Source organism: Corynebacterium kefirresidentii (assembly GCF_016599755.1).
In the GTDB taxonomy this organism is placed as follows: Bacteria; Actinomycetota; Actinomycetes; order Mycobacteriales; family Mycobacteriaceae; genus Corynebacterium; species Corynebacterium kefirresidentii.
Genome location: NZ_CP067012.1, coordinates 1,299,054 through 1,323,127, shown reverse-complemented (window position 1 = coordinate 1,323,127; position 24,074 = coordinate 1,299,054). Strand labels below are relative to the sequence as shown.

The following is a 24,074-nucleotide window of genomic DNA, read 5'->3' as shown; positions in this document are numbered from 1 at the left end:
TTAGGATTCGCCGCTTCTAGGAGAATGCCGCTTATTTAGCCGCAGAACCGTGCAAATTCTCGTACACGGTCTGGGCAAGCTTTGGCCCAAAGCCATCAACCTCACAGATCTCTTCCACCGTGGCGGCCTTGAGCTTTTTCACCGAGCCAAAATACTTCACCAGATCGGTGCGCCGCTGCGGACCTAGGCCCGGAACTGAGTCGAGTACTGAAGAGCGCATTCGCTTAGAGCGCTGCTGCCGGTGATATGTAATGGCGAAGCGGTGCGCTTCATCGCGAATTTGCTGCAGGAGAAATAGAGCTTGCGAGTTTCGCGGCAAAATGACCGGCTCATCATCGCCGGGAACCCAGATTTCTTCGAGGCGCTTAGCCAGGCCCACCAAGGTCACATCCACGATGCCTAACTCATCGAATACTTCTTGAGCTGCGGCAACCTGGGGTGCGCCGCCATCCACAATGAAAAGCTGCGGTGGATACGCAAAGCGACGGCCTGCCTCGGCAGATTCTTCCGCCACTTTTTCTTCCGCGAAAGAGGACTCTTCTACTTCCTCATCCGGTTGGGCCAGCTTGTCTTCCTTATAGCGCTTAAACCGACGGCGAGTGACTTCTGCGATAGATCCGACGTCATCAGAGCGGCCATCGCCCGCTGCCTCTTTAATGCGGTAGCGCCTATAGTCCGACTTCTTGGGCAAACCATCTTCAAAAACAACCAAAGAAGCAACCACATCTGTGCCCTGAATATGGGAGATATCGGTACATTCGATGCGCAATGGGGCTTGCTCCATGCCCAAAGCCTCTTGAATATCTTGCAAAGCCGCCGACCGGGCGGTGAGGTCTCCCACCCGCTTGAGCTTGTGCTGGCGCAACTGCTCCTTGGCGTTTTTCTCCACCGTGGCCATGAGCTGCTTTTTATCGCCGCGCTGGGGAACGCGCAGGTCCACCTGGGCGCCACGCAGTTCCTCTAAGAGGGCGACGACCTGATCGGGTTCATCCGGCAGGGCCTGCACCAAAATTTGGCGTGGGATGACTTGGACACGGCGGGACTTCATGTGCGATTCCTGGTCCACCCCGCGCCGTTTTACGTCCGCAGCAAGCGCGGCGTCCTCGCGCGCCTCCTGCTTCTCTCGCTCCATTGCATCCGAATAGAACTGGATGAGGAAGTTTTGTACCAATGCCGGCAGCGCGGGATCAGGCTGGCCTTCTTCCAAGGGCTCAGAGCTAGCTTGGTCACCGGCTCGTTCTACTACCCACCCGCGCTGCCCGCGGATGCGTCCGTCACGCACATGGAAGATCTGCACCGCTGCTTCGAGTTCATCCGAGTTAAAAGCAATGAGATCGGCATCTGTACCGTCGGTGAAGACCACGGCCTGTTGCTCCATGATCTTGTCAATAGCGCCCAAGTCATCGCGTAGGCGTGCGGCGCGTTCGAACTCTAGATTCTCGGCGGCCTGCTCCATGTCATGGGTGAGTTTGCGGCGGACTGCACCGGTGTTTCCATTCATGAATGAAACGAGTTCATTGACGGTATCCCGGTGTTCTTCCTTGCTTACCCTGCCGATGCAGGGGGCATCGCATTTGCCGATGTAGCCCAATAAACACGGCCGCCCAAGGCGCTCGTGCCTGTTATAAACGCCCTTCGAACAGGTGCGCATGGGGAAGACGCGGGTGAGCAGGTCTAGGCTTTCGCGCACGGCCCAAGCATGGGAATACGGGCCGAAGTAGCGCACGCCCTTGCGGCGAGGGCCGCGGTAGAAAAAGGCGCGAGGAACTGTTTCTCCGACCGAAACCGCGAGCATAGGATAGGTTTTATCGTCGCGGTACATGACGTTGAAGTGGGGATCAAAGCGCTTAATCCACGTGTACTCCAACTGCAAGGCTTCTACCTCGCTGGCCACTACCGTCCATTCCACGGAATTGGCCGTGAGCACCATTTGGCGTGTGCGCGGGTGCAGCTGAGTAATGTCCTGAAAATAGTTCGATAGTCTCGCGCGCAGATTCTTGGCTTTGCCCACGTAGATTACGCGGCGGTTTTCATCGCGGAACTTATAGACGCCCGGGTCAGTGGGAATGGTTCCCGGAGCCGGGCGGTAGGTAGTGGGGTCAGCCAATTGTTAATCCTGTGGCATGTACTTAGCTTCCACGTCGCGGAAGCGGCGGACGTTGTCGATGACGGTGTCTTTATCACCAGACTGCAAAGCCCAGACGGGAACGAACTCGAACTCGGGAAGCTCAAGACGCGCCATACGTTGGCCCACGGGGAAGGACAGCCCATAGACCACCTGCCAGGGATAAAAGCGGGTACCCACAATATTGCGGACCTCTACCCCATCCTCATTGGCGCGCAGGCGCGGCCGGTTAAGGGCAACCCAAGACAAAATGGAAATAAGGAGGCCCACGCCGGGAAAGGCGAATTTGTCAATGGTGGTGACATGCGCGCCGGTAAAAGACACATCCAAGGTGATTCCCATGAAGATATGGATAGCCATAACGAGGATCACCCAGCCGATTGCCACCTTACGCAAAAAGGGCGAGGTCGCCTTAAACTCCCACGGCTTAGACGTTGTTTGGGCAAAGGGATCGGCACTGGTATAGGCCAATACTTCGGCGTCGCTAAGCTGCCGGCTTCGCTGCGGATTCTTTGGGGCCTGCGCCTCGTTCATGTGCATACTCCTCTGGAACGCCCCATATTCCACCATGGTGGTCTAGCGTGGGGCGCTGACGCATTGCTAAAGGTTACTTTTCTGCTGCGTTTAGTCTACGCAACTGCAGGGCGGTATCTAAAGCCGCCATCATTGCCTCGGCGCCCTTGTTTTCTGCTGAGTCTGCAAAGCCGGCGCGATCAATTGCCTGCTGCTGGTCATTGACGGTAAGGACGCCGTTCGCTACCGGGGTGGATTCATCGAGCGCGATGCGGGTAAGCGCCTGGGTAACCGAGTCACAGACGTAGTCAAAATGCGGGGTTCCCCCACGGATAACGCAGCCCAATGCCACCACTGCATCGTATGTGCGGGCGGCCGCCTGGACAACAACGCCAAGTTCCAAGGCGCCAACTACGCGGTACTCGGCAACCTCGGCGCCATTTTCCGTAGCGGTCTGAACCGCCTGGGCGTGGAGCTGATCGCAGATCTCCGCGTTCCATGTCGCAGTCACCACGGCAACGCGCAGTCCACTGCCATCTACCTGGGCAATTTCGGGTAGGCCTTCTTTACTCATTTCTTTCCTTTCGCGTGATCTCCACAGAGCTACTAAAGATTTACTTATGCGCCTCATCCCACTGGGCAACCTGCGGAAGATCGTGGCCCATGCGGTCGCGCTTCGTACGCAGATATTCAATATTATCCGCATGCGCCGGGGTTGCTAGCGGGGTGTGATGACTTGCATCCACACCAAAACCGCTCAGGCCTTCGCCCTTATGTGGGTTATTAGTCAGTAGGTTCGCGGACTCTATTCCAAGATCACGCAGGATCTGGCCGGCTACGGAATACTCGCGTGCGTCTTCGGGCAGGCCTTGTTCTAGGTTGGCATCGACGGTGTCCATGCCAGCATCCTGCAGCCGGTATGCCTCCAACTTATGCAACAGACCAATGCCACGGCCTTCCTGACCGCGCAAGTAGATAACCACGCCGCTGCCTTCCTGACTGATACGGCGCATGGATTCATGCAGTTGCGGACCGCAATCGCAGCGCCGCGAGCCAAAGGCATCACCGGTTAGGCATTCCGAATGGACTCGCACCATGACCTCACGCGCGCCGCGCAGCTGGGCGGGATCGCCTGCCACCAGCGCGACATGCTCCTGTCCATCTATTTCATGACGGTAGCCAATGGCGGTGAAATGACCATACTCGGTGGGAAGCTGGGTGCTTACCTGGCGAATGACCTGGTTCTCATTATGGCGGCGCCACTCGATGAGCTGTGCAATAGAGATCATAGACAGGCCGTGCTTATCTGCGAAGCGGCGCAGCTCTGGCGACCGTGCCATGTCCGTGGGGTCATCCTCAGACACGATCTCACACAGCACACCGGCCGGTCGCAGGCCCGCCAATCGGGCAAGGTCAATGGAAGCCTCCGTATGGCCATCACGCTCTAGAACACCACCAGGGCGCGCGCACAACGGCACCACGTGACCCGGGCGGGTGAATTCTCCCGGCGTGGTATCAGGGTTTGCTAGCCGGCGAATAGTTTCTGCCCGCGAGGTCGCAGAAATACCGGTACTACCCGTAGCTGCGTCCACCGTCACCGTATAGGCGGTGCCGCGCACATCCTCGTTGACCGCCAACATCGGCGGTAGATTCAGGCGGTTACAATCTTCTGGCAACAATGGTGCGCAGATATATCCAGAAGAGTAGCGCACCATAAAGGCCACCAGTTCCGGGGTGGCTAGCTCAGCGGCGAAAATCAGGTCGCCTTCATTTTCGCGATCCTCGTCATCGATAACAACTACCGGCTTACCAGCGGCGATATCCGCTATGGCCTGCTCAATGGAATCAAGACGGATACAATTATCACTCGCGCTCATAAGGTAGCAGTCTAGTCCTTGCCCTCAGGGGTTAGCGCTTCGGGGTGAAGCATCTTTTCTACGTACTTGGCCAGCACATCCACCTCGAGGTTGACTTCTCCTCCCACTGGCAATGCACCGTGAATGGTATCCCGCAAAGTGGTGGGGATAAGGGATACCTCGAACCAGTCCGGCCCCACGCCGCTAATAGTCAGCGAGGTGCCACTAACGGCAATTGAGCCTTTTTCTACGACGTACCGGGCAAGCTCGGCGGGCAAGCTAAACCGGAGGATATCCCAGTTCTCGGAGGTAGTCCGGCTCTGCAGCGTCGCGGTGCCATCCACGTGTCCTTGCATGATGTGACCGCCTAGCCGGGTGGTAGGCAGCAATGCCGGTTCCACATTGACCGAATCGCCCTCAGCTAGGCGGCCCAGAGCTGTCCGGTCGAGGGACTCCTGCATCACATCTGCGCAAAATATATCTCCAGATAAATCCGCCACGGTGAGGCATACGCCGTTGATAGCAATGGAATCCCCCAGTGCAGCCTCCGCGACGGTGCGCGGGGCGCGAATGCTCAAGCGCAAGGCGTCCGCGTGCGGTTCCATACCGGCTACGGTGCCCAACTCTTGTACTAGCCCAGTAAACACATCCAGCCTTTCTCGTTATCTGCTAATCCGCGCGTCTAGCGCACGTATTCAATTAGAACGTCATCACCCAGCGCCTTCATTCCCACGCGCTGGAATCGGGTGGCCCCCGCCAGAGTCTGGGACATGGGATGGGCGAGCACGCCACGGCCTTCCCCCAGCAACAGGGGCGCAATATAGGCAGAGATAGCATCGACCAAGTCGGCCTTGAGGAAGCTACTGGCGAGTCCGGCGCCGCCTTCTACAAGGACGTCGCGTGCCCCGCTGGCGTAGAGCTCGTATAACGCTTCCTCGATGCTGTCGTAGTGCTCGTACCCCAACTCGCGCAGGTTGCTGGCCGCATCACCGGCCGATTCCAAATCACGCTTGCCAATAATCACGCGGCGCGGCTGGTGTTCCCGCAAACTGCCGTCGCTAAACCGCGCGGTAAGTGACGGGTTATCAGCAAGCGCAGTGCCGGTGCCGACGATGATGGCGTCGCGGTGAGCCCTATCTGCATGCACCCAATCGCGCGCCGCTTCGCCCGTAATCCACTGGCTTGACCCATCCGCTGCGGCAGTAAAGCCATCCAGCGTCTGGGCGAACTTTAAGGTTACGTGCGGCCTGCGTGCTTTCATGGCAAAGAGCCAAGGCACGAGCGCATCATCGGCGTGCGGGGGCTTTTCCAGCTTGGCGACGTCCACCCCAGCCTCCGCCAACACGCGCGCTCCACCGGCGGCCTGCGGAGTGGGGTCTGCATGAAGGTAGTACACGCGAGCCACGCCGGCATCGATAAACGCCTGTGCGCACGGACCCGTGCGACCGGTATGCGCACACGGCTCCAAGGTGACCACGGCGGTGGCTCCTCGCGCCCTATCGCCAGCCTCGCGCAACGCCATGACCTCGGCATGCGCGCCTCCCACGGGCTGCGTAGCACCGACGCCCACGATGTCACCGGCAGTGGACACGATGACCGCGCCCACTGGCGGGTTGGGGCTCGTGGTTCCACGCACCTCAGCTCCCGCGGCCATTGCCCGAGACAGCGCTGCGGAAAGGGTACTCTCCTCTAGCTCCGCGCCCACTAGGCACCAGCCGCCAATTCACGCAGCTGATGTACGATCCCGGCGGGATCTTCTGCCTTGAATACGGCCGAGCCAGCTACAAAAGCATCGCACCCAGCCGCGGCGGCTTGGGCGATGGTGTCTGGCGAAATTCCGCCATCAATCTCGATGACGGTGTCGAGCCCCTGCTCATCAATGCTTTGGCGCAGCACCCGGACCTTTTCCAGCATCTCTGGCATGAATTTCTGCCCGCCAAAACCAGGCTCCACGGACATCACGAGCACCTCATCAAAGTGATGCAATTTATCCAGCCACGGTTCGATAGCCGTACCCGGCTTAATGGAAAAGGCAGCACGCACCCCTAGTTCTCGAATGCTCTGCGCCACATCCACCGCCGCCTGCTCATCGGCGACAGCCTCCACGTGGAAGATAATGGTATGCGCACCCGCCTTGGCATAGGTCTCCACCCATTGCTCGGGTTCCTCGATCATGAGGTGGACATCCAATGGTTTATTGGTAAGCCGATGGACCGTTGCCGTGATATCCGGGCCGAAGGACAGGTTGGGCACGAAGTGCCCGTCCATAATGTCCACATGGACCCAGTCTGCGGTTTCAATCGCCGCTAATTCCTCGCCCAAGCGAGAAAAATCAGCGGCCAAGATGGAAGGGGAAATAATCGGTGCGGACATGCCCACTAGTCTATCGCGATTAGTCAGCAGCGCGGCGCAGAGCCGCAAAGAACATAGCATCGGTACCGTGCCGATGTGGCCACATTTGCACGGATTTTTCGTGCCCCACATCGCCCATATCAGGAATGAGCCCATGTGCGTCTAGCTCTGTGGCACCGAGCTCGCGTACGGCGCGGTCGACGATGCCACGAGTCTCGCGCAAGTCTGGCGAACACGTGGAATAAATGACCACACCGCCTGGGCGCACCAGGTTTAAGGCCGAGGATAAAAGCTCAAATTGCAGCTGAGTAAGCTCGGCAATGTCGGACTCAGACTTGCGCCACCGCGCCTCGGGGCGGCGACGGAGTGCGCCGAGTCCGGAACACGGGGCATCGACAAGCACTCGGTCAAACCCCTGACCCACGCCCGGATTGCGTCCATCTGCCACATGAACGTCCACAGGTAAATCACTTACCGTTTTTTCAATCAGAGCCGCACGGTGCGGGGATACCTCCACCGCGTCCACGTGCGCGGAGTCGATGCGGGCAAGCGCACCCATTAAGGCCGCTTTACCGCCGGGACCGGCGCAGAGATCCAGCCACCGACCAGTGTCTTCGCCCTCCACCGGCGCTTCACATACCGCGCGGGCGATAAGCTGCGAGCCTTCATCTTGGACTGCAGCCAAACCCTGACGTACCGGCTCCAATTGGCCGGGATCGCCGGACTCCATATACACGGCGTAGGGGGAAAAGCGCCCTTCCTCATTGCCGGTCACAAGTGCTAATTCTTCGGCCGAGATTTCCCCGGGACGGGCCACCAGATGCACCGCAGGCCTATCGGAGTCCGCAGCCAGGGCGGCCTCTAGCTCGCCCAGCCCCAGCACACGACTAAACGATTCCGCGATCCAGGTGGGATGGGCATGTTTGAAGGCAATGCCGGCGATTTCTCCCTCCGGGGCAAGCTTGTCCAGCCACGCCTTGGCCGACGTGCGGGTAATGGTGCGCATAATGCCATTGGCAAAACCCTTGGCCTTGACCTCACCGCTGGCTTCCACCAAGCGCACGGTGGTATCAACCGCCGCATGGGCCTCCACGCGGGTATAGAGAACCTGATACGCGCCCAAGCGCAAGGCATCAACCACAGCTGGAGAAATGGCTTCGAGGCTGCGCGAGGAGCATTCTGCGATGACGGCATCTACTACGCCGAGGGTGCGGAGGGTGCCGTAGGTGATCTCGGTGGCAAAGGCGGCGTCTCGCCCGGTGAGCTTTTGCTTACGCAGTGCTGTGGGCAAGATGAGGTTGGCAAAGGCATCGTCATCGCTCACCCGACGCACGACGTCGAAAGCCACCGCACGCGGCGCGTCCACACCAGCGGTCAGTGCAGCCTGAATCAGACTGCCTTCCTGGCGCTTGCCGGAACGCTGACCAGAAGCATGAGCCTGTCGACCTCTGCGGTGGCCGTTACGTCCACCATGTTGCTGCTGGTGCGGGCGGCCACCACGGCCTTTCGCTCCACCGGATTTCCGGGGGTCCTGCGGCTTGCCTTCCGGCGACTTATCACCAGATTTACTACGGGAACGGAAACCACCACTCATTGGAACTTCACCTCGGCATCCTTGCCTAGTCCGCGGGCCCAGTCGGCCGCATTCATCATTTTCTTGCCTGGTGGCTGGATTTTACCCAGCTGGACCGGCTGCGTTGCGGTACCAACAAAAACGGCGTTCTTTGCAATGTAGAGCTGCCCAGGCTCTAAGTGCTCCGGTACCGCGGCTGCTGCCTCCACGGGGCTTACTGGTCCCACTTTTACCCGGGCCTCGTCCCACATGGTCCATGCGCCAGGACCTGGGGTGTGCGCACGAATATGCCGGTCGATGGCAAAGGCAGGCTGGGACCACTCCACGCGAGCTTGTGCGGTAGAGATTTTCGGGGCATAGGTGGCCTCGCCCTGCTGCGGTTGTGCCTCCAACTGACCCGCCGCTAGGCCATCCATGGTGGCGACGAGCAGATCGCCGCCGGAATAGGCAAGGCGAGTGAGCAGGTCATCGGCAGTATCGGTGGTGCGGATTTCCTCCGTCACGGTGCCCAGCACCGGACCGGTATCTAGGCCTTCTTCAATGCGGAACGTAGATGCGCCGGTAATCTCATCACCGGCAGCTATGGCAGCTTGTACCGGTGCCGCGCCACGCCATGCCGGGAGCAGGGAAAAATGCAGGTTCACCCAACCATGCTGCGGCAGCTCCAGCAGGTCCTTGGTGACCAGATTGCCATAAGCCACCACCGGAATTGCCTCGGGTTCGAGCTCCCGCAGGCGGGCACGCAGGGCCTGCCCGTCCTCCGTGTCTGGACGCAAGCTGCTAGGAGTTAGCACTTCGATGCCATGTTCTTGGGCTACTGCTTTCACCGGGCTGGGGTGAAGGCTACGGCCGCGGCCCTTCCTAGCATCTGGGCGGGTAATTACCGCCACCACCTCATGCGAGGAGGCAATTAGCTTTTCCAAGGCCACAACAGCGGGCTCAGGGGTACCGGCAAAAATAATCCGCATGCGGGGAAACTCTCCTATTAATCTCGTTCAAACTACTAGGCTACAACGCCGTAGCGCTGCCGCCACAGTAAGCGGGCTATGAGGCGTTAAACCACTCGGATTCACGGATGGCGCGCATAACGTCTTTTCGGTCCACGGCATCGAGGCGCTGCAGGAAAAGCACTCCATCGAGATGGTCTGTTTCATGCTGGATGCACCGAGCCATCAGCCCCGCAGCCACCATGGATAAGGGGCGGCCCTCTATATCCTGACCGCTGACAAAGACGCGGTTGAAGCGGGTGGTTTGCGCGCTAATGCCGGGAATAGAAAGACATCCTTCCGGGCCTATTTGCTGCTGCGCGCCCAACGGCGTCCAGACGGGATTAACAATCGCGCCACGCAAGCCAGATTGGGTATGCGAGCAGTCATAGACAAAAATCCGTTTGAGTATGCCCACTTGATTGGCCGCCAGCCCTACTCCCCCAGCTTCGTCCATGGTCTCGAGCATACCGTTGGCCAAAATGCGCAGTCCGCGATCGAACGTGCTTACTTCTTCTGCGCGACTGCCCAGGACAGGGTCGCCGTAGATACGGATTCCGCGAAGAGACATGGCAATCACACCTTTCTGATGCGCCGAAATAAAGCCGGACTGACAATGGAGGGTTTCCCCGTCGAGACTAGCGCATAAGCCCTAGCCACCCGATACGGCTAACCCACGTGGATAGGATCAACCACGATACGCAGTGGCAAGTCATCCTTGCGCGCGCTACGCGCCGCGTTTGCACTGCGCAAGGCGCGCCCTAATTGGGAACGAGGCCCCAGTGGGGTGCGGATCACCAGCCGCTGCGCGGGACCAAAGCGCTGGCTATCGTAGTCGCCGGGCAGGCTATGGCCCGGGGGAAGAGGAACTGGGCCCAAAACCTCCGCATGCTCAGGAAGATCCACAAGCTCAGCAAAGCCATCCAGGGACGCATCCGCACCATCAATGGCGGCAAAGTGCACCGCAGGTGGGAATCTTACTTCTCGTCGGGCAGCAAGCTCGGCTGCGGCCGCGCCAACCATATCCCAGCGCAAGAAATGCTGAACCACGCTAAGAGACTCATCGGCAGCCACAATTACCCGGCCGCCCTTGAAATGCGGCTGCACTAGCGTGGCCGCCTGCGCCCACTTCGATAACGTGTCTTCAGTAGCACGCAGATCTTGGCGGTTGAGCAATGCACCAGCGTCCAAGAGCAGCGCCGCACCGTAGGCGCCATCTCGTACATTCGGTTCGGCGCCAGGGGTGGCGATGACAAGGGCCGGCGCATTATCCACTGCCTCGAGGATCTTATTTCCGCCAGAGACCACTACCCGGGTATTAGGAAAGGCACGGCCCAATTCCTCCGCGGTGCGCTCTGAGCCTAAAACGATGGCGCGCAGGCGCGGGGATCCGCATTCACTGCAGCGATGGCGCGCCTCGATGCGACCGCACCAGCGGCAGGTGGGCATTCCTGTCTCCTCCGCGCCGCCCTTGCTTGGCGACGCCCCCGTCGGCGGCAGCCCCAATGGCCCGTTGCAGTGCCGGCAGCGCGCCGGCGCGCGGCATCGGCCGCAGGCCAAAATTGGTGCGTATCCCTTGCGCGGTACTTGCACCAATACCGGCTCTCCCCTATCCAGCGCCTGATGGGCGGCTTGGAAGGCCTGTGCCTGAACTGAAGTGGTGCCGCCTTCTAAATCGCGAGCAATCGATAGACCGAATGGGCCTACCGCCTCAATGGCTGGGCAACGCGCCCCGATCGTTTGTTCTTTGGCGACCACATCGTGCGCCCAGCCTGACTCCACGAGGAGCTGCGTTTCCGCAGTCCGCGAATGGTTTGCCAAGACCATGCTGCAACCTTCAAAAGCAGAACGGGTGGTTAGCACTTCCCTGGCATGGACATAAGGTTTGAGGTTATCTACCAAATTATCGTTGCCATCATCGAGGATAACCGCCAGCTGTAGATGTTTTACTGGGGCGAAGGCGGCGGACCTAGTACCAATTACGACGCGCGCCTGGCCTACCAGGGCTGATAGGTAGCGGCGGTAGCGGGCCTGCGGGCCCATACTATTAGTCAGCACTGTAATCTGCTTCGCCCCTAATACCTGGCGAAGGGCGGCTTCTACCGCATCAACGCTCTTCTGGTCCGGGGCAACTAAGAGCACCCCGCCTCCGTCTAACGCCACCTTGGCCGCGAGCGCAGCTAAGGCATGCGCCCAATCATCGCCCGGGGCGATTTGCCATGCGGCACGGGCGAGCTTGCCAGACAGGATTGAATCAACGAAAGCCTCACCATGCTCATAAGCAGACCACCCCGAAAGGTCAGGCTCGCTCGTGGTACCGAGCTCCTCCCACGGGGTTTCCAAATCGGATTCCTCCGCCTTGGCGTGCCTAGGTGGAATAGCAGAGCGGATAATATCTGAGCGCACTCCGCCATAGCGGTCCGCTAGGGCGTCGATAAGCCGGGCAAGCTGCGGCGGATACACCTGGAACGGTGAGATGATGCGCTCGATAAAGCGCAGGTTACCGCCAAATTCAGAATCATGCAGCCGCTCTAGCACTATCGCATCAACCAAGCGTCCATTAAAGCGGATGCGGACCTTAATGCCCGGCTGAACGTCCTCCGAATCTGCCTCTTCTACAAGGTAATCAAAACCCCGGTCAAGGTGCGCGACCCCTAAAAGAGGCAACACCCGCACAACCGGTTTCCGGGTGGCGGGTGTTTTCTTAGGCATAAGCCCCGATTCTACAGACCGGCGGCCGCGCGCAGTGCTTCTACTCGGTTCAACTGTTCCCATGGCAGCTCAACATCGGTACGGCCAAAGTGACCATAAGCCGCAGTCTGGGCATAAATGGGCCGTAGCAGGTCGAGTTCGCGGATAATCGCGGCTGGACGCAGGTCGAATACCTGATTTACCGCAGCCTGAATATTCGCATCGCTCAGGCCTTCCTTAGCAGTGCCGAACGTCTCCACGTACAAGCCCACCGGCTTAGCACGACCAATTGCGTAGGCAACCTGAACTTCGGCGCGATCCGCCAAACCAGCGGCGACGATATTCTTAGCCACCCAGCGCATTGCATAAGCAGCGGAGCGGTCTACCTTGCTGGGGTCCTTACCGGAGAAGGCGCCACCGCCGTGACGAGCCATACCACCGTAGGTATCGACGATGATCTTCCGGCCGGTAAGACCGGCATCACCCATGGGTCCACCGAGAATGAAAGACCCTGAAGGGTTGACCAACAACGTCGTGTCTTCGGTGTAGTACTTCTCCAAGCCCGCGTCCTTAATGACCCATTCAAGGACCTCGCTGCGCAATGGGCCCTCCAGCCAAGCGCTATCAACCTCAGTATCGTGCTGAGTAGAAATCACCACGGTATCTAGGTGGGAAGGCTCATTGTCATCGGTATAGGCGAAGGTCACCTGGGTCTTGCCATCCGGACGCAGGTGATCCACGATGCCCTCCTTGCGCACCTGCGTCAGGCGGCGAGAAAGCCGGTGTGCCAAGGCGATAGGCAGGGGCATATACTCGGCGGTCTCATTGGAGGCATAGCCGAACATCAAGCCCTGATCACCTGCACCAGCGGTGTCATTTTCCTCGTCATAGTCCTCGTCATGGGCGCGGGCTTCGGTGGAGTTATCTACGCCGGCGCCGATCTCCTGGGACTGCTCACCGATGGCAATATTGACACCGCAGGTATTGCCATCAAATCCCACCTCAGAGGAGGTAAAGCCAATGGACTTTAGGGTATCGCGCACGAGCGCCGGGATTTCTACATATGCCTCGGTGCGTACCTCTCCCACCACGTGAACCTGACCGGTGGTAACCAACGTCTCAACGGCGACGCGGGATACGGGATCCTTTTCCAGCAGGGCATCGAGGATGGCGTCCGAGATGGCGTCACAAATCTTATCGGGATGGCCTTCCGTAACGGACTCGCTGGTAAAAAGACGAGTTGCCACTGCAGCGTTATCAGTCACAAAAACTTCCTTCGTTCTCACTGTTGATTCGATGCTGTGGGTTTTCTACGCCCAAGCCTAATACCTCGCAATCCTAGACCAAGCGGTCTATAAATGCAATTTTAGCTGTCTACACCCGAAACATTTCATTCACAGCCGCCAAAATCTGTGCGGCGACTACTTGTTTCGAGCCATGTTCCACCCGTTGCGGCGCGGAATCTGGCCGCAAAATCCATCCCTCATTCGACTTTTGGCCAAAGGTCTTGGCCCTACCGACCTCATTGGCCATAAGCACATCGCAGCCTTTGCGAACAAACTTTTCTTGGGCATATTCCAAGGCAGACTTGTGGGCGTCACCCGTTTCGGCGGCAAACCCCACAATCACACACTCCGCCGGAATCTCCGAGCGCTCTCGTGCGGCCACAAGCCCTTTGAGGACATCCGGGTTTTCTACCAAATGTAGGGCCGAGAGTGCGTCGTCTGCTTGCCCCTTCTTCATCTTTGACTCAGCTGCCTCCGCGGGGCGGAAATCAGAAACTGCGGCAGCCATAATGATCACGTCCGCATCACGGGCCTCTTCGTGCATCGCTTCCTCCAGTTCCCGGGTGGAAACAATGTGGCGCACCTTCGTACCGCTGGGGACAGGCAGCTGCGCAGTATTCCCAGCCACAAGGGTGACCTGAGCCCCCTTCTGGGCGGCCCATTCCGCGAGCGCGAATCCCTGCCTACCAGAAGATCGATTACCCAAGTACCGCACTGGGTCCAGTTCTTCCTGGGTGCCTCCCGCTGATATGACTACCCTTTTGTCTTGCCAGGTATGTTCAACCCGGTAACCAGCCAATTCGGTGCGCACTACCTCAGCAATCTGCTCCGGCTCCGGAAGGCGACCAGGACCTGAGTCCTTGCCGGTCAAACGGCCATGGGCGGGCTCAATAACCGTAATACCGCGCCGCCGCAAAGTAGCGACGTTGTCTTGCGTGGCGGGATTGTGCCACATCTCTGTATGCATGGCCGGAGCAATGATGACCGGGCACGTCGCCACCAACACGGTCGCCGTAAGTAGATCATCAGCCCGACCGGCGGCCAGTCGCGCGATTAGATCCGCAGTTGCGGGCGCAATTACCACAGCATCCGCCCGCTGCCCGATGTTAACGTGCTGCACCTCATCCACAGCCTCAAAAACGCTGGTGGAAACCGGGTGGCCGGACAGGGCTTCAAACGTTGCAGCGCCAACAAAGTTTAGTGCGCTTTCCGTAGGGACAACGCGCACATCATCGCCCGCCTCCTTGAGATTGCGCACAAGGTGGCACGCTTTGTAGGCGGCGATGCCGCCAGCAACGCCTACAACAATATTGCGAGAGCTATCTTTTTCAATCACACCGCACGATGGTACCTGGCGGCACAAAGAAAGGCCCCACTCGCCGCCCCGGGAAGGTGCACCCCTAGCCGGGGATACACGTCCGTGGCGACGCGTGGAGCCTACAAGCTATTGCACGCTTGTGCGCTAGCTACTTGCCTTCCTCGTGGTCCAGCAAGCCAGCGTCAATTTCGCGCAATGCGATGGACAAAGGCTTTTCGCCTGGCTCTGGAGTAACCAGTGGGCCTACGAATTCGAAGACACCTTCATCCTGCTCTTGGTAGTAGCTATTGATCTGGCGGGCGCGCTTAGCAGCGAAGATGACCAAAGCGTACTTAGAGGAAACCTTGTCCAAAAGCTCATCGATCGGGGGATCAGTAATGCCGATCGGATCATCAAATACTGGCTCCGCCTTTGCGGCTTCAGTGTTAGAAGGGGTGGTCACGTTAGTCACATGCACCTTTACATTGATTGAAGATGGTCAAAAAGGAGGTCTATGCCTGCAGGATATCACTGATGGCAGCCACTGCCTGGTCCAAATCCTCGTTAACAACGACGTGGTCGAACTCATCCTGTGCGGCTAGTTCCTCATGCGCAGTTTGCAACCTACGGTCAATGACGTCTTGCGGCTCGGTACCGCGGCCGGTGAGCCGCTCCACAAGCACGTCCCATGATGGGGGTGCCAAAAAGACCAAGTCTGCCTCCGGCAGTGCTTTCTTAACACTCCTAGCGCCCGCAAGATCAACCTCAACGAGCACTGGGCGTCCTGCGGCCAAAGCTTCCTCTACCGGCTGAGCAGGGGTTCCAGAGCGCTGCAATCCACCGTGAATATCAGCCCATTCGAGCATTTCCCCGGCGTCGATTCGCTGCTGGAAGGCTTCTGGGGTGACGAAGAAGTAGTCGACACCATCCTGCTCCCCGGGACGGGGCTGGCGCGTAGTCATCGACACGCTAAAGTACAGCCCCTCGACGTCACTGCGCAGACGCGAAACCACGGTGGATTTTCCCACTGCGGATGGCCCCGCCAGAACGACGAGGCGACCGCGTGCAGTTGCGTCAGCCATGGTTGTAACTATTCGCCGTAACCGAAACGCTCGAGGAGAGCACGACGCTGACGCTCACCCAAGCCGCGCAGACGACGGGTCTGAGCGATCTCCAGGTCCTCCATGATTTCCTTAGCCTTGACCTTGCCAACCTTCGGCAGAGCCTCGAGGAGTGCAGAAACCTTGGTCTTGCCGATGATCTCATCGGTCTCAGCCTTTTCGAGCACGTCCTTCAGGTCGGTCTCGCCGCGCTTGAGCGCAGCCTTGAGCTCAGCGCGAGCCTTACGGGCCTCAGCGGCCTTTGCGAGAGCTTCCTTGCGCTGCTCATCAGTCAACTTTGGAAGGGCCACGGGTTTCCTCCGATTCATTAGATTGATTCTGTTACGTCTAGTACTTGGTACCAGATTACGGTTGCCTAACGCAGTTTATACACCGCGGAAAGTTATCAATAACTTTCGGGCAAACCGACTTCTGGTAATCCTAGCACTGCTCATTGAACGGTGACGATTAGCGGGTCCAAAAGCACGCCTATTTTAGCACGTCACCGCACATACCTTAAACAAAGTACCAGGTAAGCAGCGCGGCCAGTAATCTGCCACGCCGCCCCTTTTAGTCCCGGAACTCCTGAGCCACGCGATTCACCGCTTTGCGCAGGTCAGCGAGAGCAGGTCCTTGTTCCAATACTGCTCGGGACACGTTCGCGAATCCCAGCGATGGCCGAGCAGAGACAATGCTGTGCACCTGCTCTGGGCCAGCACCTTGGGCGCCAACGCCTGGCAGAAGAACCGGGCCATTGAGCGCATCCAGGCGAGGCGGATTGTCCAAAGTAGCCCCAACGACTACCCCGATGTCTCCCGGCTTGTCGGCCTTGTGCGCAGCTACATTGAGCGCGGCACATTCATCGACCACTCCTTGTGCGATGGTGCTCTCCTCGCCTACTGGGACGGCTTGGATGGCACGTGCCTCCGGGTTGGAGGTAGCCGCCAAGACGAATACGCCGCGTCCGGTTTCTTCGGCCTTGCTAAACACCGGGCCTAACGCACCAACGCCTAGATAGGGAGACACGGTCACCGAATCTGCGCGCAGGGGTGAGCTATCACCTAGCCAAGCATCTGCGTAGCCGGCCATGGTCGAGCCAATATCGCCACGCTTGGCATCGGCCACGGTCAGGCATCCCACCTCGCGTAGGGACGCCAAGACGTCCTCGAGGACCGCAAACCCCTGGGAACCGAAGCGCTCGAAGAAGGCAACCTGCGGCTTTACCAAGGCAGCGGTATCGCTGAAGGCTTCTACGCAGCGCATGCTGAAGGTCCGAAGACCATCAGCGGTGGGCTCCAGTCCCCACTTTTCCAGCAGATACGGATGCGGGTCTATACCCACACAGAGGCGACCACGCGCCTGGCCCGCTGCCTCAAGCAGCTCACCAAATCCCTTAGTTTTGTGGGCCATGCTCAAGCTCCTGAAGCGCGCGTACCTGCAGGTTGCCAATGCGCATCGCTTCGATACCTTGGACGGCTGCGGTTACGCCCTGCACGGTGGTTACCAGCGGGATTTCCATGTGGACCGCGGCAGCGCGGATATCGTAACCGTCGTGGCGCGCGCCTGCAGAGCCCGCAGGGGTGTTGAGAATCCAGTCGATTTCACCGTTGAAGATCTTATCCACGATGGACTCTTCGCCTTCCTTAGCCTCAGAGACCTTGGCGGCAACCTCACATTCGATGCCATTGCGGCGCAGCATCTGCGCCGTACCGGCGGTAGCGACGATGTTGTAACCCATGTTCGCCAAGCGCTGGATCGGGAAAATCAAGGTGCGCTTGTCCCGGTTGGCGACGGATACGAAGATAGTGCCCTCCGTAGGCGGCACGGCGAAGGCAGCGATTTCGCCTTTGGCGTAGGCCGCACCGAAGTTGGTAGCCAAGCCCATAACCTCACCGGTGGACTTCATTTCCGGCGACAGCAGCGTATCGAGCAGGCTGCCATCGGTCCGGCGGAAGCGGTTAAACGGCAAGACCGCTTCTTTGACTGCGATCGGGTGCTCCAGCGGCAAGGAACCACCGTCATATTCAGAAGGAATCATGCCTTCGGCGCGCAGCTCCGCGATGGTAGAGCCCATCATGACGCGAGAAGCTGCCTTAGCTAGTGGAACGCCGGTCGCCTTGGAGACAAATGGCACGGTACGGGAAGCACGTGGGTTGGCCTCGATGACGTAGAGGATGTCGTCCTTCAGGGCGAACTGAACGTTCATCAGGCCGTTGACGCCAATACCCTCCGCTAGAAGTCGGGTGGAGGTGCGGACCTTTTCGATATCCTCTGGTCCCAGTGTCATAGGCGGCAGTGCACAGGAAGAGTCACCCGAGTGGATGCCGGCTTCCTCGATGTGCTCCATCACACCGCCCAAGTAGACCTCGTTGCCGTCGCAGAGTGCGTCGACGTCGATCTCGATCGCGGAATCTAGGAAACGGTCCACCAGGACCGGGTGGTCCGGGGAAAGCTCGGTAGCACGCTCGATATAGTCTTCCAGCGCCTTTTCGTCGTAGACGATCTCCATACCACGGCCGCCCAGGACATAGGACGGGCGGACCAATACTGGGTAGCCGATAGAGGAGGCAACCTCGCGCGCCTCAGCAAAGGAGGTGGCGGTGCCATACTCTGGTGCTGCCAATTCGGCTTCGTCGAGGACCTTGCCAAACTCGCCGCGGTCCTCAGCGGAGTCAATAGCTGCTGGGCTGGTGCCAACAACTGGTACTCCTGCCTCCTCCAACCGGGCTGCAAGGCCCAGTGGAGTCTGGCCGCCGAGCTGAACAATGACGCCGGCAACATCACCGGAAGCGGCCTCCGCGTGGTAGACCTCCATAACGTCCTCGAAGGTCAACGGCTCAAAGTAGAGGCGGTCCGCGGTGTCATAGTCAGTGGACACGGTCTCTGGGTTGCAGTTGACCATGACGGTCTCATAGCCCTGCTCCGAGAGCTCGAGAGCTGCGTGCACGCAGGAGTAGTCAAATTCGATACCTTGACCGATGCGGTTCGGTCCGGAGCCCAGAATAATGACCTTACCCTTGGAGCCCTCCGGTGCGGGGCGAACCTCGGTCTCGGCTTCCGGATCAAGCTCATAGGAGCTGTAGTGGTATGGGGTCTGTGCCTCGAACTCGCCGGCACAGGTGTCAACGGTCTTGTAGACAGGGCGGATACCCATGCGCCAGCGTAGGCTGCGTACGCCATCTTCGCCGTTGAATTCGGGGCGAAGGGCGGCAATCTGGGCGTCGGAAAGCCCAAAGAACTTGGCCTCGCGCAGCAGCTCCTCGGTGAGCACTGGGGCATCGATAAGCTCTTGGCGGAAGGCTACCAGCGTGGCCAGCTCAGCGATGAACCACGGGTCAACGCCGGAAGCCTCATGGACCTCGTCCACCGAGGCGCCGAGGCGCAGGGCCAATTCAATGTCGTACATGCGGCCCTCGGTCGGGCGCTCAAGATCCTTGAGTACCGCCTTGAGGTCACCAGCGCGCTCGCCGGCGAAGTACTCATCCGGCTTGGTCCAGAAGCCATTGGGCTTGTTTTCCAAAGAACGCATGACCTTATTGAGGCCCGCGATGTAGTTGCGGCCGATGCCCATGGCCTCGCCCACAGACTTCATGGTGGTCGTCAGGGTATCGTCTGCGCCCGGGAACTTCTCAAAGGCAAAGCGCGGGGCCTTGACAATGACGTAGTCCAAGGTCGGCTCGAATGCGGCCTTGGTTTCGCCGGTGATATCGTTTTGCACCTCGTCCAAGGTATAACCAATGGCGAGCTTGGCAGCCAGCTTAGCAATGGGGAAGCCGGTGGCCTTGGACGCCAGCGCGGAGGAACGGGACACGCGCGGGTTCATCTCGATGACGATGATGCGACCGTCTTCCGGGTTGACGGCGAACTGGATATTGCAGCCACCGGTATCGACTCCGACCTCGCGGATAATCGCGATACCGAGGTCGCGCATCTTCTGGAACTCACGGTCGGTCAGGGTCAGCGCTGGGGCAACCGTAACGGAATCGCCGGTGTGCACGCCGAGGGCGTCAACGTTTTCGATGGAGGCCACGACCACGACGTTGTCGTCGCCATCGCGCATAAGCTCGAGCTCATATTCCTTCCAGCCGAGAATAGACTCCTCAATAAGCACGTTGGCCTCAGGGGACGCGGCCAGGCCGCCGCCAGCAATGCGGTCTAGGTCCTCATTATTGAAGGCCAGACCAGAGCCCAAGCCACCCATGGTAAAGGAGGGGCGGACCACTACGGGCAGGCCGAGCTTGTCGACGGTCTCGTGTACCTCATCCATGTTGTGGCACACCGCGGAGCGAGCGGACTCGCCGCCAATGGAGGCGACAATATCCTTGAATTTCTGGCGGTCTTCACCGCGCTCAATGGCGTCAATATCGGCGCCGATGAGCTCAATGCCGTACTTGTCCAAAATCCCCTTGCGGTCCAGCTGGACTGCCGCATTCAGCGCGGTCTGGCCACCCAAGGTGGCGAGCACAGCGTCAATAGGGTGTCCCTCTTCGCGCTCCTTGACCAAAATCTTCTCGATGTAGTCCGGCTCAATGGGCTCGACGTAGGTGTGGTCCGCGAACTCAGGGTCGGTCATGATGGTGGCCGGGTTGGAGTTGACCAGGGTTACCCGAAGGCCTTCTTCCTTGAGCACGCGGCAGGCCTGAGTGCCGGAGTAGTCGAACTCGCAAGCCTGGCCGATGACGATCGGTCCGGAGCCGATGACCAGGACGTGGTTGATGTCGTTGCGCTTTGGCATAGTTTTTCTTCCTTTTCCTGGTTGTTTACTTATTCGGGGTGTGGTTAGCCATCAGTTCTTCGAACTGATCAAAAAGTGGATTGGCATCGTGCGGTCCAGCTGCGGACTCGGGGTGATACTGCACGGAATAGGCCATGCCATTCTTCAAAGCAACGCCCTCCACCGTGTCGTCATTGAGGCAGATGTGGGTGACCTGCGCGGGACCGAAGTCGGTGTCAAACTCGGCGTCTTTACTCTCTAGGTCATAGCCCTCCGGCGCCTTGAGCGCGAAGCCGTGATTCTGCGAGGTGATGTCGATCTTGCCGGTTAAGTTATTGCGCACCGGCACGTTGATGCCACGGTGGCCGAACTTCATCTTGTAGGTATCCAGGCCCAGCGCGCGCCCGAGGAGCTGGTTGCCAAAGCAGATGCCGAAGAACGGAATCTTTGCCTCAAGCACCTGCTTGATGATGCCTACCATCTCATCGGCCGTAGCCGGGTCGCCCGGGCCATTGGAGACGAAGACGCCATCCGGGTTATAGGACTTCACCTTGTCAAAGGAGGTATTTGCAGGCACAACGATGGTCTCAATCCCGCGCTGCGAGAAGTGGCGCGGGGTCGCGGTCTTCACACCCATATCGAAGGCAACGACGGTGTACTTCTTCTCCCCCACGGCCTCAACCGTGTAGGGCTCGTTCGTAGATACCTCTGCGGCAAGGTCAGCGCCCTCCATGGAGTCTTGGGCTTTTACTTCCTTTAGCAGCTCCTCTACTGGACGCTGCGCATCCTCGCCGGAAAAAAGACCGGCGGAAATAGAGCCGTAGTTGCGCAGGTGGCGTACCAAGGTGCGGGTATCAATACCGCGAATACCGATGACGCCTTGCTTTTCCATCTCCTCGCTCAAGCTGCGCTCTGCGCGCCAGTTGGATACGCGCTGGGCGAGGTCGCGGATAACGAGGCCAGCAACCCAAATACGGTTGCCGTGGGACTCATTGTCCTCGTCATTCCACCCGGTATTGCCAATATGCGGCGCTGCGGAAACCACAATCTGGCGGTGGTAGGACGGGTCCGTCATGGTTTCCTGGTAGCCGGTCATCGCCGTGGTGAATACGGCCTCACCCAAGGTGGTGCCGGTGGCACCAAAGCCATAACCGCGGAAGGTGCGCCCGTCCGCGAGAACGAGGATTGCTGGGGTTCTATCAGTCACGTCGTGGCCTTTCTCTGCCATATAGGTGGTCTCAGTGTGCAAGGTTAGTCTTCTTCGGAGGCTGCCAAGTCAAAAGTGACGGCTCCTCGCAAAATGGTGTGGGTAACGCGGGCGCCGAACTCTTCACCTGCATACGGGTTGTTTTCGGACTTGGATGCCAGCTTGGAGGAATCAGACACCCAGTGGTGGGCTGGGTCCACAATGGTCAAATTCGCGGGCTCGCCTTCTGCGATGGGGCGACCGTGACCCGGCAGGCGGGTGATTTCCGCCGGGCGCTCGGACATGACGCGGGCGACAAAACGCCAATCGGCCAGTCCGGTCTCAACGAAGATTTTGGCGATAACGGCCAGGGAAGATTCCAGGCCCAGCATGCCTGGTCGGGCATTTTCAAACTCCACGCACTTGTCTTCGGAGCCGTGCGGGGCATGGTCAGTGGCCACGCAGTCGATGGTGCCGTCGAGCAGCGCCTGGCGCAGGGCTTCGGTATCGCGCTTCTCGCGCAACGGCGGGTTAACGCGGAAGAGGCCATCGTAGGTGCGCAGCTTATCGTCAGTCATCAACAGGTGGTGCGGGGTGACCTCAGCGGTCAGCGGGATTTCCTGCTCCTTGGCCCACTTGAGCAGCTCCACGGTTCCCTGAGTGGATGCGTGACAAATGTGCACGCGATTGCCATAGTCGCGCGCCAAGAGTGCATCGCGGGCCACGATGGATTCTTCCGCCACGCGCGGCCAGCCGCGCAGGCCTAGCTTGGCTGCGGTCTCGCCTTCGTGCGCCGAAGCACCGCCGGTCATGCGGTCATCCTCGGCGTGCTGAGCCAGCAGTACATCCATACCCTTGGCGTACTCCAAGGCGCGACGCATCAGCTGCGGATCCTGGACGCACTTGCCATCATCGGAGAACATGCGGACCTTGGCATCCGAGCGGGCCATCATGCCGAACTCGGTAAGGGTCTTGCCCTCCAGGCCCTTGGTAATAGAGCCCACTGGGTGGACGTCGCACAGCGCTAAGGCCTGGGATTTAGCCCACACGGATTCCGCGATGATCGGCTGATCGGTCACCGGGTTGGTATTGGCCATAGTAAACACGGCGGTGAAACCACCCTTAGCGGCAGCCTTGGAGCCGGTCCCGATGGTTTCGGTGTCCTCACGGCCGGGCTCGCGCAGGTGCACGTGCATATCTACGAGCCCCGGTAGAAGAACGTTGCCCTCGCCGTTGATGACCTTAGCGTCTTGTGCCGCAACGTCACCGCCAATGGCTGAAACAACGCCATCTTTAACCAGCACATTGGTGGGCTCGCCTTCGCCATACAAGCGCACATTCTTAATCACAAGTGGGGATTCCGCCGGCGCGGAAAGGCGACCGGTTTCTGGGTAAGTAGTCATTTTCTCTCCCTAAGGTTGATTGCGGGTCGCGATATTAAATGCCGGCGTTTTCGCCATTGGTCAGCAGCGTAAACAGCACGGCCATGCGGGCGTGCACGCCGTTGTGTACCTGCTGCAGGACGGCGGTTTTATCCAGATCAGCCACGCCATAGTTGATCTCCATGCCGCGCAGCATAGGGCCAGGGTGCATGACAACGGCGTCTTTGTGCATTGCCGCCGCGCGGTCCTTGGACAGGCCGAAGAGGTTGGCGTATTCGCGGTGGGACGGGAAGAAACCGCCATTCATGCGCTCTTGCTGCACGCGCAGCATCATGACCACATCGGCCTCGGCGATCTCTGCATCAAAGTCATAGGACACGCGCACCGGCCAATTCTCCACCCCGAAGGGCATGAGCGTAGCTGGCCCCACGAGGGTTACCTCTGCCCCCAGCGTGTTAAGCAAATCCACGTTAGAGCGCACCACGCGCGAGTGCAGGCAATCGCCCACAATTTTCACTTTGAGACCGGCAAAGCCTTGCTCGCCCTGCAAGCCGAGTCGTTGCCGCATGGTTACCGCGTCAAGCAGCGCCTGCGTTGGGTGCTGGTGGGCGCCATCACCGGCGTTGATAACGGAGGGGCCCTTGCCCTCAGGGGCTACCCACTGGGCCAGCTGCTGCGGTGCACCAGAGGAAGGGTGACGCATGATGATCGCATCGGCGCCGATGGCGGCCAAGGTAAGGCCCGTATCCTTCAGGGACTCGCCCTTCTTTACCGAGGAGGTAGAGGCGGATAGGTTGATGACGTCCGCCGACATCCACTTGCCGGCCGTTTCAAAGGAGGAACGGGTGCGAGTGGAGTTTTCATAAAAAAGCGTATAGATGGTGCGCCCGCGCAAGGTAGGAAGCTTTTTAACTTCGCGGCCTTCGAGGGCCTCGCGGAAGCGATCCGCTTCATCCATCAGGCCGATAATTTCAGACTTATCGAGCTCCGCCATATCGATGAGGTGCTTCATG

Annotated in this window: 21 protein-coding genes; all 21 read right to left on the bottom strand. The window is 59.3% G+C overall.

Translation table 11 applies throughout. The features are described from left to right. Positions 1-31: 31 nt before the first annotated feature. Entirely contained in the window at positions 32-2,107 is a 2,076-nt protein-coding gene (gene uvrC, locus I6I12_RS06400) for an excinuclease ABC subunit UvrC (RefSeq protein WP_200287479.1), read from the bottom strand. Between the two features lie 3 nt (positions 2,108-2,110). Further along, on the bottom strand, positions 2,111-2,659 hold the full coding sequence (locus I6I12_RS06395; protein WP_023021490.1) for a PH domain-containing protein: 549 nt from the start codon (positions 2,657-2,659) through the stop codon (positions 2,111-2,113). Between the two features lie 73 nt (positions 2,660-2,732). After that, positions 2,733-3,212 (bottom strand): 6,7-dimethyl-8-ribityllumazine synthase, encoded by a 480-nt coding sequence (gene ribH / locus I6I12_RS06390; RefSeq protein ID WP_200287477.1) that lies wholly within the window; start codon positions 3,210-3,212, stop codon positions 2,733-2,735. A gap of 40 nt (positions 3,213-3,252) precedes the next feature. After that, positions 3,253-4,515 (bottom strand): bifunctional 3,4-dihydroxy-2-butanone-4-phosphate synthase/GTP cyclohydrolase II, encoded by a 1,263-nt coding sequence (locus tag I6I12_RS06385; RefSeq protein ID WP_200287475.1) that lies wholly within the window; start codon positions 4,513-4,515, stop codon positions 3,253-3,255. 11 nt (positions 4,516-4,526) lie between these two features. Beyond that, the gene (locus I6I12_RS06380; RefSeq protein WP_200287473.1) at positions 4,527-5,141 is read right to left on the bottom strand and encodes a riboflavin synthase; all 615 of its coding nucleotides are present in this window, start codon (positions 5,139-5,141) and stop codon (positions 4,527-4,529) included. Positions 5,142-5,176: 35 nt separating this feature from the next. Beyond that, positions 5,177-6,148, bottom strand: coding sequence for a bifunctional diaminohydroxyphosphoribosylaminopyrimidine deaminase/5-amino-6-(5-phosphoribosylamino)uracil reductase RibD (gene ribD, locus I6I12_RS06375; protein ID WP_282438334.1), 972 nt, complete (start codon positions 6,146-6,148; stop codon positions 5,177-5,179). A 50-nt stretch (positions 6,149-6,198) separates the two neighbouring features. Continuing rightward, on the bottom strand, positions 6,199-6,867 hold the full coding sequence (rpe, locus tag I6I12_RS06370; RefSeq protein WP_034655367.1) for a ribulose-phosphate 3-epimerase: 669 nt from the start codon (positions 6,865-6,867) through the stop codon (positions 6,199-6,201). 19 nt (positions 6,868-6,886) lie between these two features. Further along, positions 6,887-8,440: an RsmB/NOP family class I SAM-dependent RNA methyltransferase gene (locus I6I12_RS06365; RefSeq protein WP_023021484.1), complete on the bottom strand. Its 1,554-nt coding sequence runs from the start codon at positions 8,438-8,440 to the stop codon at positions 6,887-6,889. Further along, the gene (gene fmt, locus I6I12_RS06360) at positions 8,437-9,387 is read right to left on the bottom strand and encodes a methionyl-tRNA formyltransferase (protein ID WP_023021483.1); all 951 of its coding nucleotides are present in this window, start codon (positions 9,385-9,387) and stop codon (positions 8,437-8,439) included. The genes I6I12_RS06365 and fmt overlap by 4 nt, the downstream gene beginning before the upstream one ends. A gap of 76 nt (positions 9,388-9,463) precedes the next feature. Continuing rightward, a complete protein-coding gene (def, locus tag I6I12_RS06355) occupies positions 9,464-9,976 on the bottom strand; it encodes a peptide deformylase (protein ID WP_023021482.1) in 513 nt (170 codons plus the stop codon). Positions 9,977-10,074: 98 nt separating this feature from the next. After that, entirely contained in the window at positions 10,075-12,117 is a 2,043-nt protein-coding gene (locus I6I12_RS06350) for a primosomal protein N' (protein ID WP_200287471.1), read from the bottom strand. Positions 12,118-12,128: 11 nt separating this feature from the next. Beyond that, a complete protein-coding gene (gene metK, locus I6I12_RS06345) occupies positions 12,129-13,361 on the bottom strand; it encodes a methionine adenosyltransferase (protein WP_023021480.1) in 1,233 nt (410 codons plus the stop codon). A gap of 109 nt (positions 13,362-13,470) precedes the next feature. Beyond that, entirely contained in the window at positions 13,471-14,718 is a 1,248-nt protein-coding gene (gene coaBC, locus I6I12_RS06340) for a bifunctional phosphopantothenoylcysteine decarboxylase/phosphopantothenate--cysteine ligase CoaBC (RefSeq protein WP_200287469.1), read from the bottom strand. Positions 14,719-14,848: 130 nt separating this feature from the next. Further along, positions 14,849-15,151, bottom strand: coding sequence for a DNA-directed RNA polymerase subunit omega (gene rpoZ / locus I6I12_RS06335; protein ID WP_005324891.1), 303 nt, complete (start codon positions 15,149-15,151; stop codon positions 14,849-14,851). Positions 15,152-15,191: 40 nt separating this feature from the next. Next, positions 15,192-15,761 (bottom strand): guanylate kinase, encoded by a 570-nt coding sequence (gmk, locus tag I6I12_RS06330; protein WP_023021478.1) that lies wholly within the window; start codon positions 15,759-15,761, stop codon positions 15,192-15,194. Between the two features lie 8 nt (positions 15,762-15,769). After that, positions 15,770-16,090 (bottom strand): integration host factor, actinobacterial type, encoded by a 321-nt coding sequence (gene mihF, locus I6I12_RS06325; protein WP_005328460.1) that lies wholly within the window; start codon positions 16,088-16,090, stop codon positions 15,770-15,772. A 259-nt stretch (positions 16,091-16,349) separates the two neighbouring features. Beyond that, positions 16,350-17,189: an orotidine-5'-phosphate decarboxylase gene (gene pyrF / locus I6I12_RS06320; protein WP_023021477.1), complete on the bottom strand. Its 840-nt coding sequence runs from the start codon at positions 17,187-17,189 to the stop codon at positions 16,350-16,352. After that, positions 17,173-20,514: a carbamoyl-phosphate synthase large subunit gene (gene carB / locus I6I12_RS06315; RefSeq protein ID WP_200287467.1), complete on the bottom strand. Its 3,342-nt coding sequence runs from the start codon at positions 20,512-20,514 to the stop codon at positions 17,173-17,175. Before carB ends, pyrF begins: the two co-directional genes overlap by 17 nt. Before the next feature lie 25 nt (positions 20,515-20,539). Then, on the bottom strand, positions 20,540-21,721 hold the full coding sequence (gene carA, locus I6I12_RS06310) for a glutamine-hydrolyzing carbamoyl-phosphate synthase small subunit (RefSeq protein ID WP_200289036.1): 1,182 nt from the start codon (positions 21,719-21,721) through the stop codon (positions 20,540-20,542). A gap of 23 nt (positions 21,722-21,744) precedes the next feature. Then, positions 21,745-23,082 (bottom strand): dihydroorotase, encoded by a 1,338-nt coding sequence (locus tag I6I12_RS06305; protein ID WP_200287460.1) that lies wholly within the window; start codon positions 23,080-23,082, stop codon positions 21,745-21,747. A gap of 34 nt (positions 23,083-23,116) precedes the next feature. After that, positions 23,117-24,073, bottom strand: a complete 957-nt coding sequence (locus I6I12_RS06300) for an aspartate carbamoyltransferase catalytic subunit (RefSeq protein WP_200287458.1) — start codon at positions 24,071-24,073, stop codon at positions 23,117-23,119. Position 24,074: the final 1 nt, after the last annotated feature.

Excerpts from the sequence above, each read along its gene's own strand:
- I6I12_RS06395 (WP_023021490.1), bottom strand. The coding sequence starts at position 2,659 with ATGAACGAGGCGCAGGCCCCAAAGAATCCGCAGCGAAGCCGGCAGCTT.
- ribH (WP_200287477.1), bottom strand. The coding sequence starts at position 3,212 with ATGAGTAAAGAAGGCCTACCCGAAATTGCCCAGGTAGATGGCAGTGGA.
- I6I12_RS06385 (WP_200287475.1), bottom strand. The coding sequence starts at position 4,515 with ATGAGCGCGAGTGATAATTGTATCCGTCTTGATTCCATTGAGCAGGCC.
- ribD (WP_282438334.1), bottom strand. The coding sequence starts at position 6,148 with ATGGCCGCGGGAGCTGAGGTGCGTGGAACCACGAGCCCCAACCCGCCA.
- rpe (WP_034655367.1), bottom strand. The coding sequence starts at position 6,867 with ATGTCCGCACCGATTATTTCCCCTTCCATCTTGGCCGCTGATTTTTCT.
- I6I12_RS06365 (WP_023021484.1), bottom strand. The coding sequence starts at position 8,440 with ATGAGTGGTGGTTTCCGTTCCCGTAGTAAATCTGGTGATAAGTCGCCG.
- fmt (WP_023021483.1), bottom strand. The coding sequence starts at position 9,387 with ATGCGGATTATTTTTGCCGGTACCCCTGAGCCCGCTGTTGTGGCCTTG.
- def (WP_023021482.1), bottom strand. The coding sequence starts at position 9,976 with ATGTCTCTTCGCGGAATCCGTATCTACGGCGACCCTGTCCTGGGCAGT.
- I6I12_RS06350 (WP_200287471.1), bottom strand. The coding sequence starts at position 12,117 with ATGCCTAAGAAAACACCCGCCACCCGGAAACCGGTTGTGCGGGTGTTG.
- gmk (WP_023021478.1), bottom strand. The coding sequence starts at position 15,761 with ATGGCTGACGCAACTGCACGCGGTCGCCTCGTCGTTCTGGCGGGGCCA.
- pyrF (WP_023021477.1), bottom strand. The coding sequence starts at position 17,189 with ATGGCCCACAAAACTAAGGGATTTGGTGAGCTGCTTGAGGCAGCGGGC.
- carB (WP_200287467.1), bottom strand. The coding sequence starts at position 20,514 with ATGCCAAAGCGCAACGACATCAACCACGTCCTGGTCATCGGCTCCGGA.
- carA (WP_200289036.1), bottom strand. The coding sequence starts at position 21,721 with ATGGCAGAGAAAGGCCACGACGTGACTGATAGAACCCCAGCAATCCTC.
- I6I12_RS06305 (WP_200287460.1), bottom strand. The coding sequence starts at position 23,082 with ATGACTACTTACCCAGAAACCGGTCGCCTTTCCGCGCCGGCGGAATCC.
- I6I12_RS06300 (WP_200287458.1), bottom strand. The coding sequence starts at position 24,073 with ATGAAGCACCTCATCGATATGGCGGAGCTCGATAAGTCTGAAATTATC.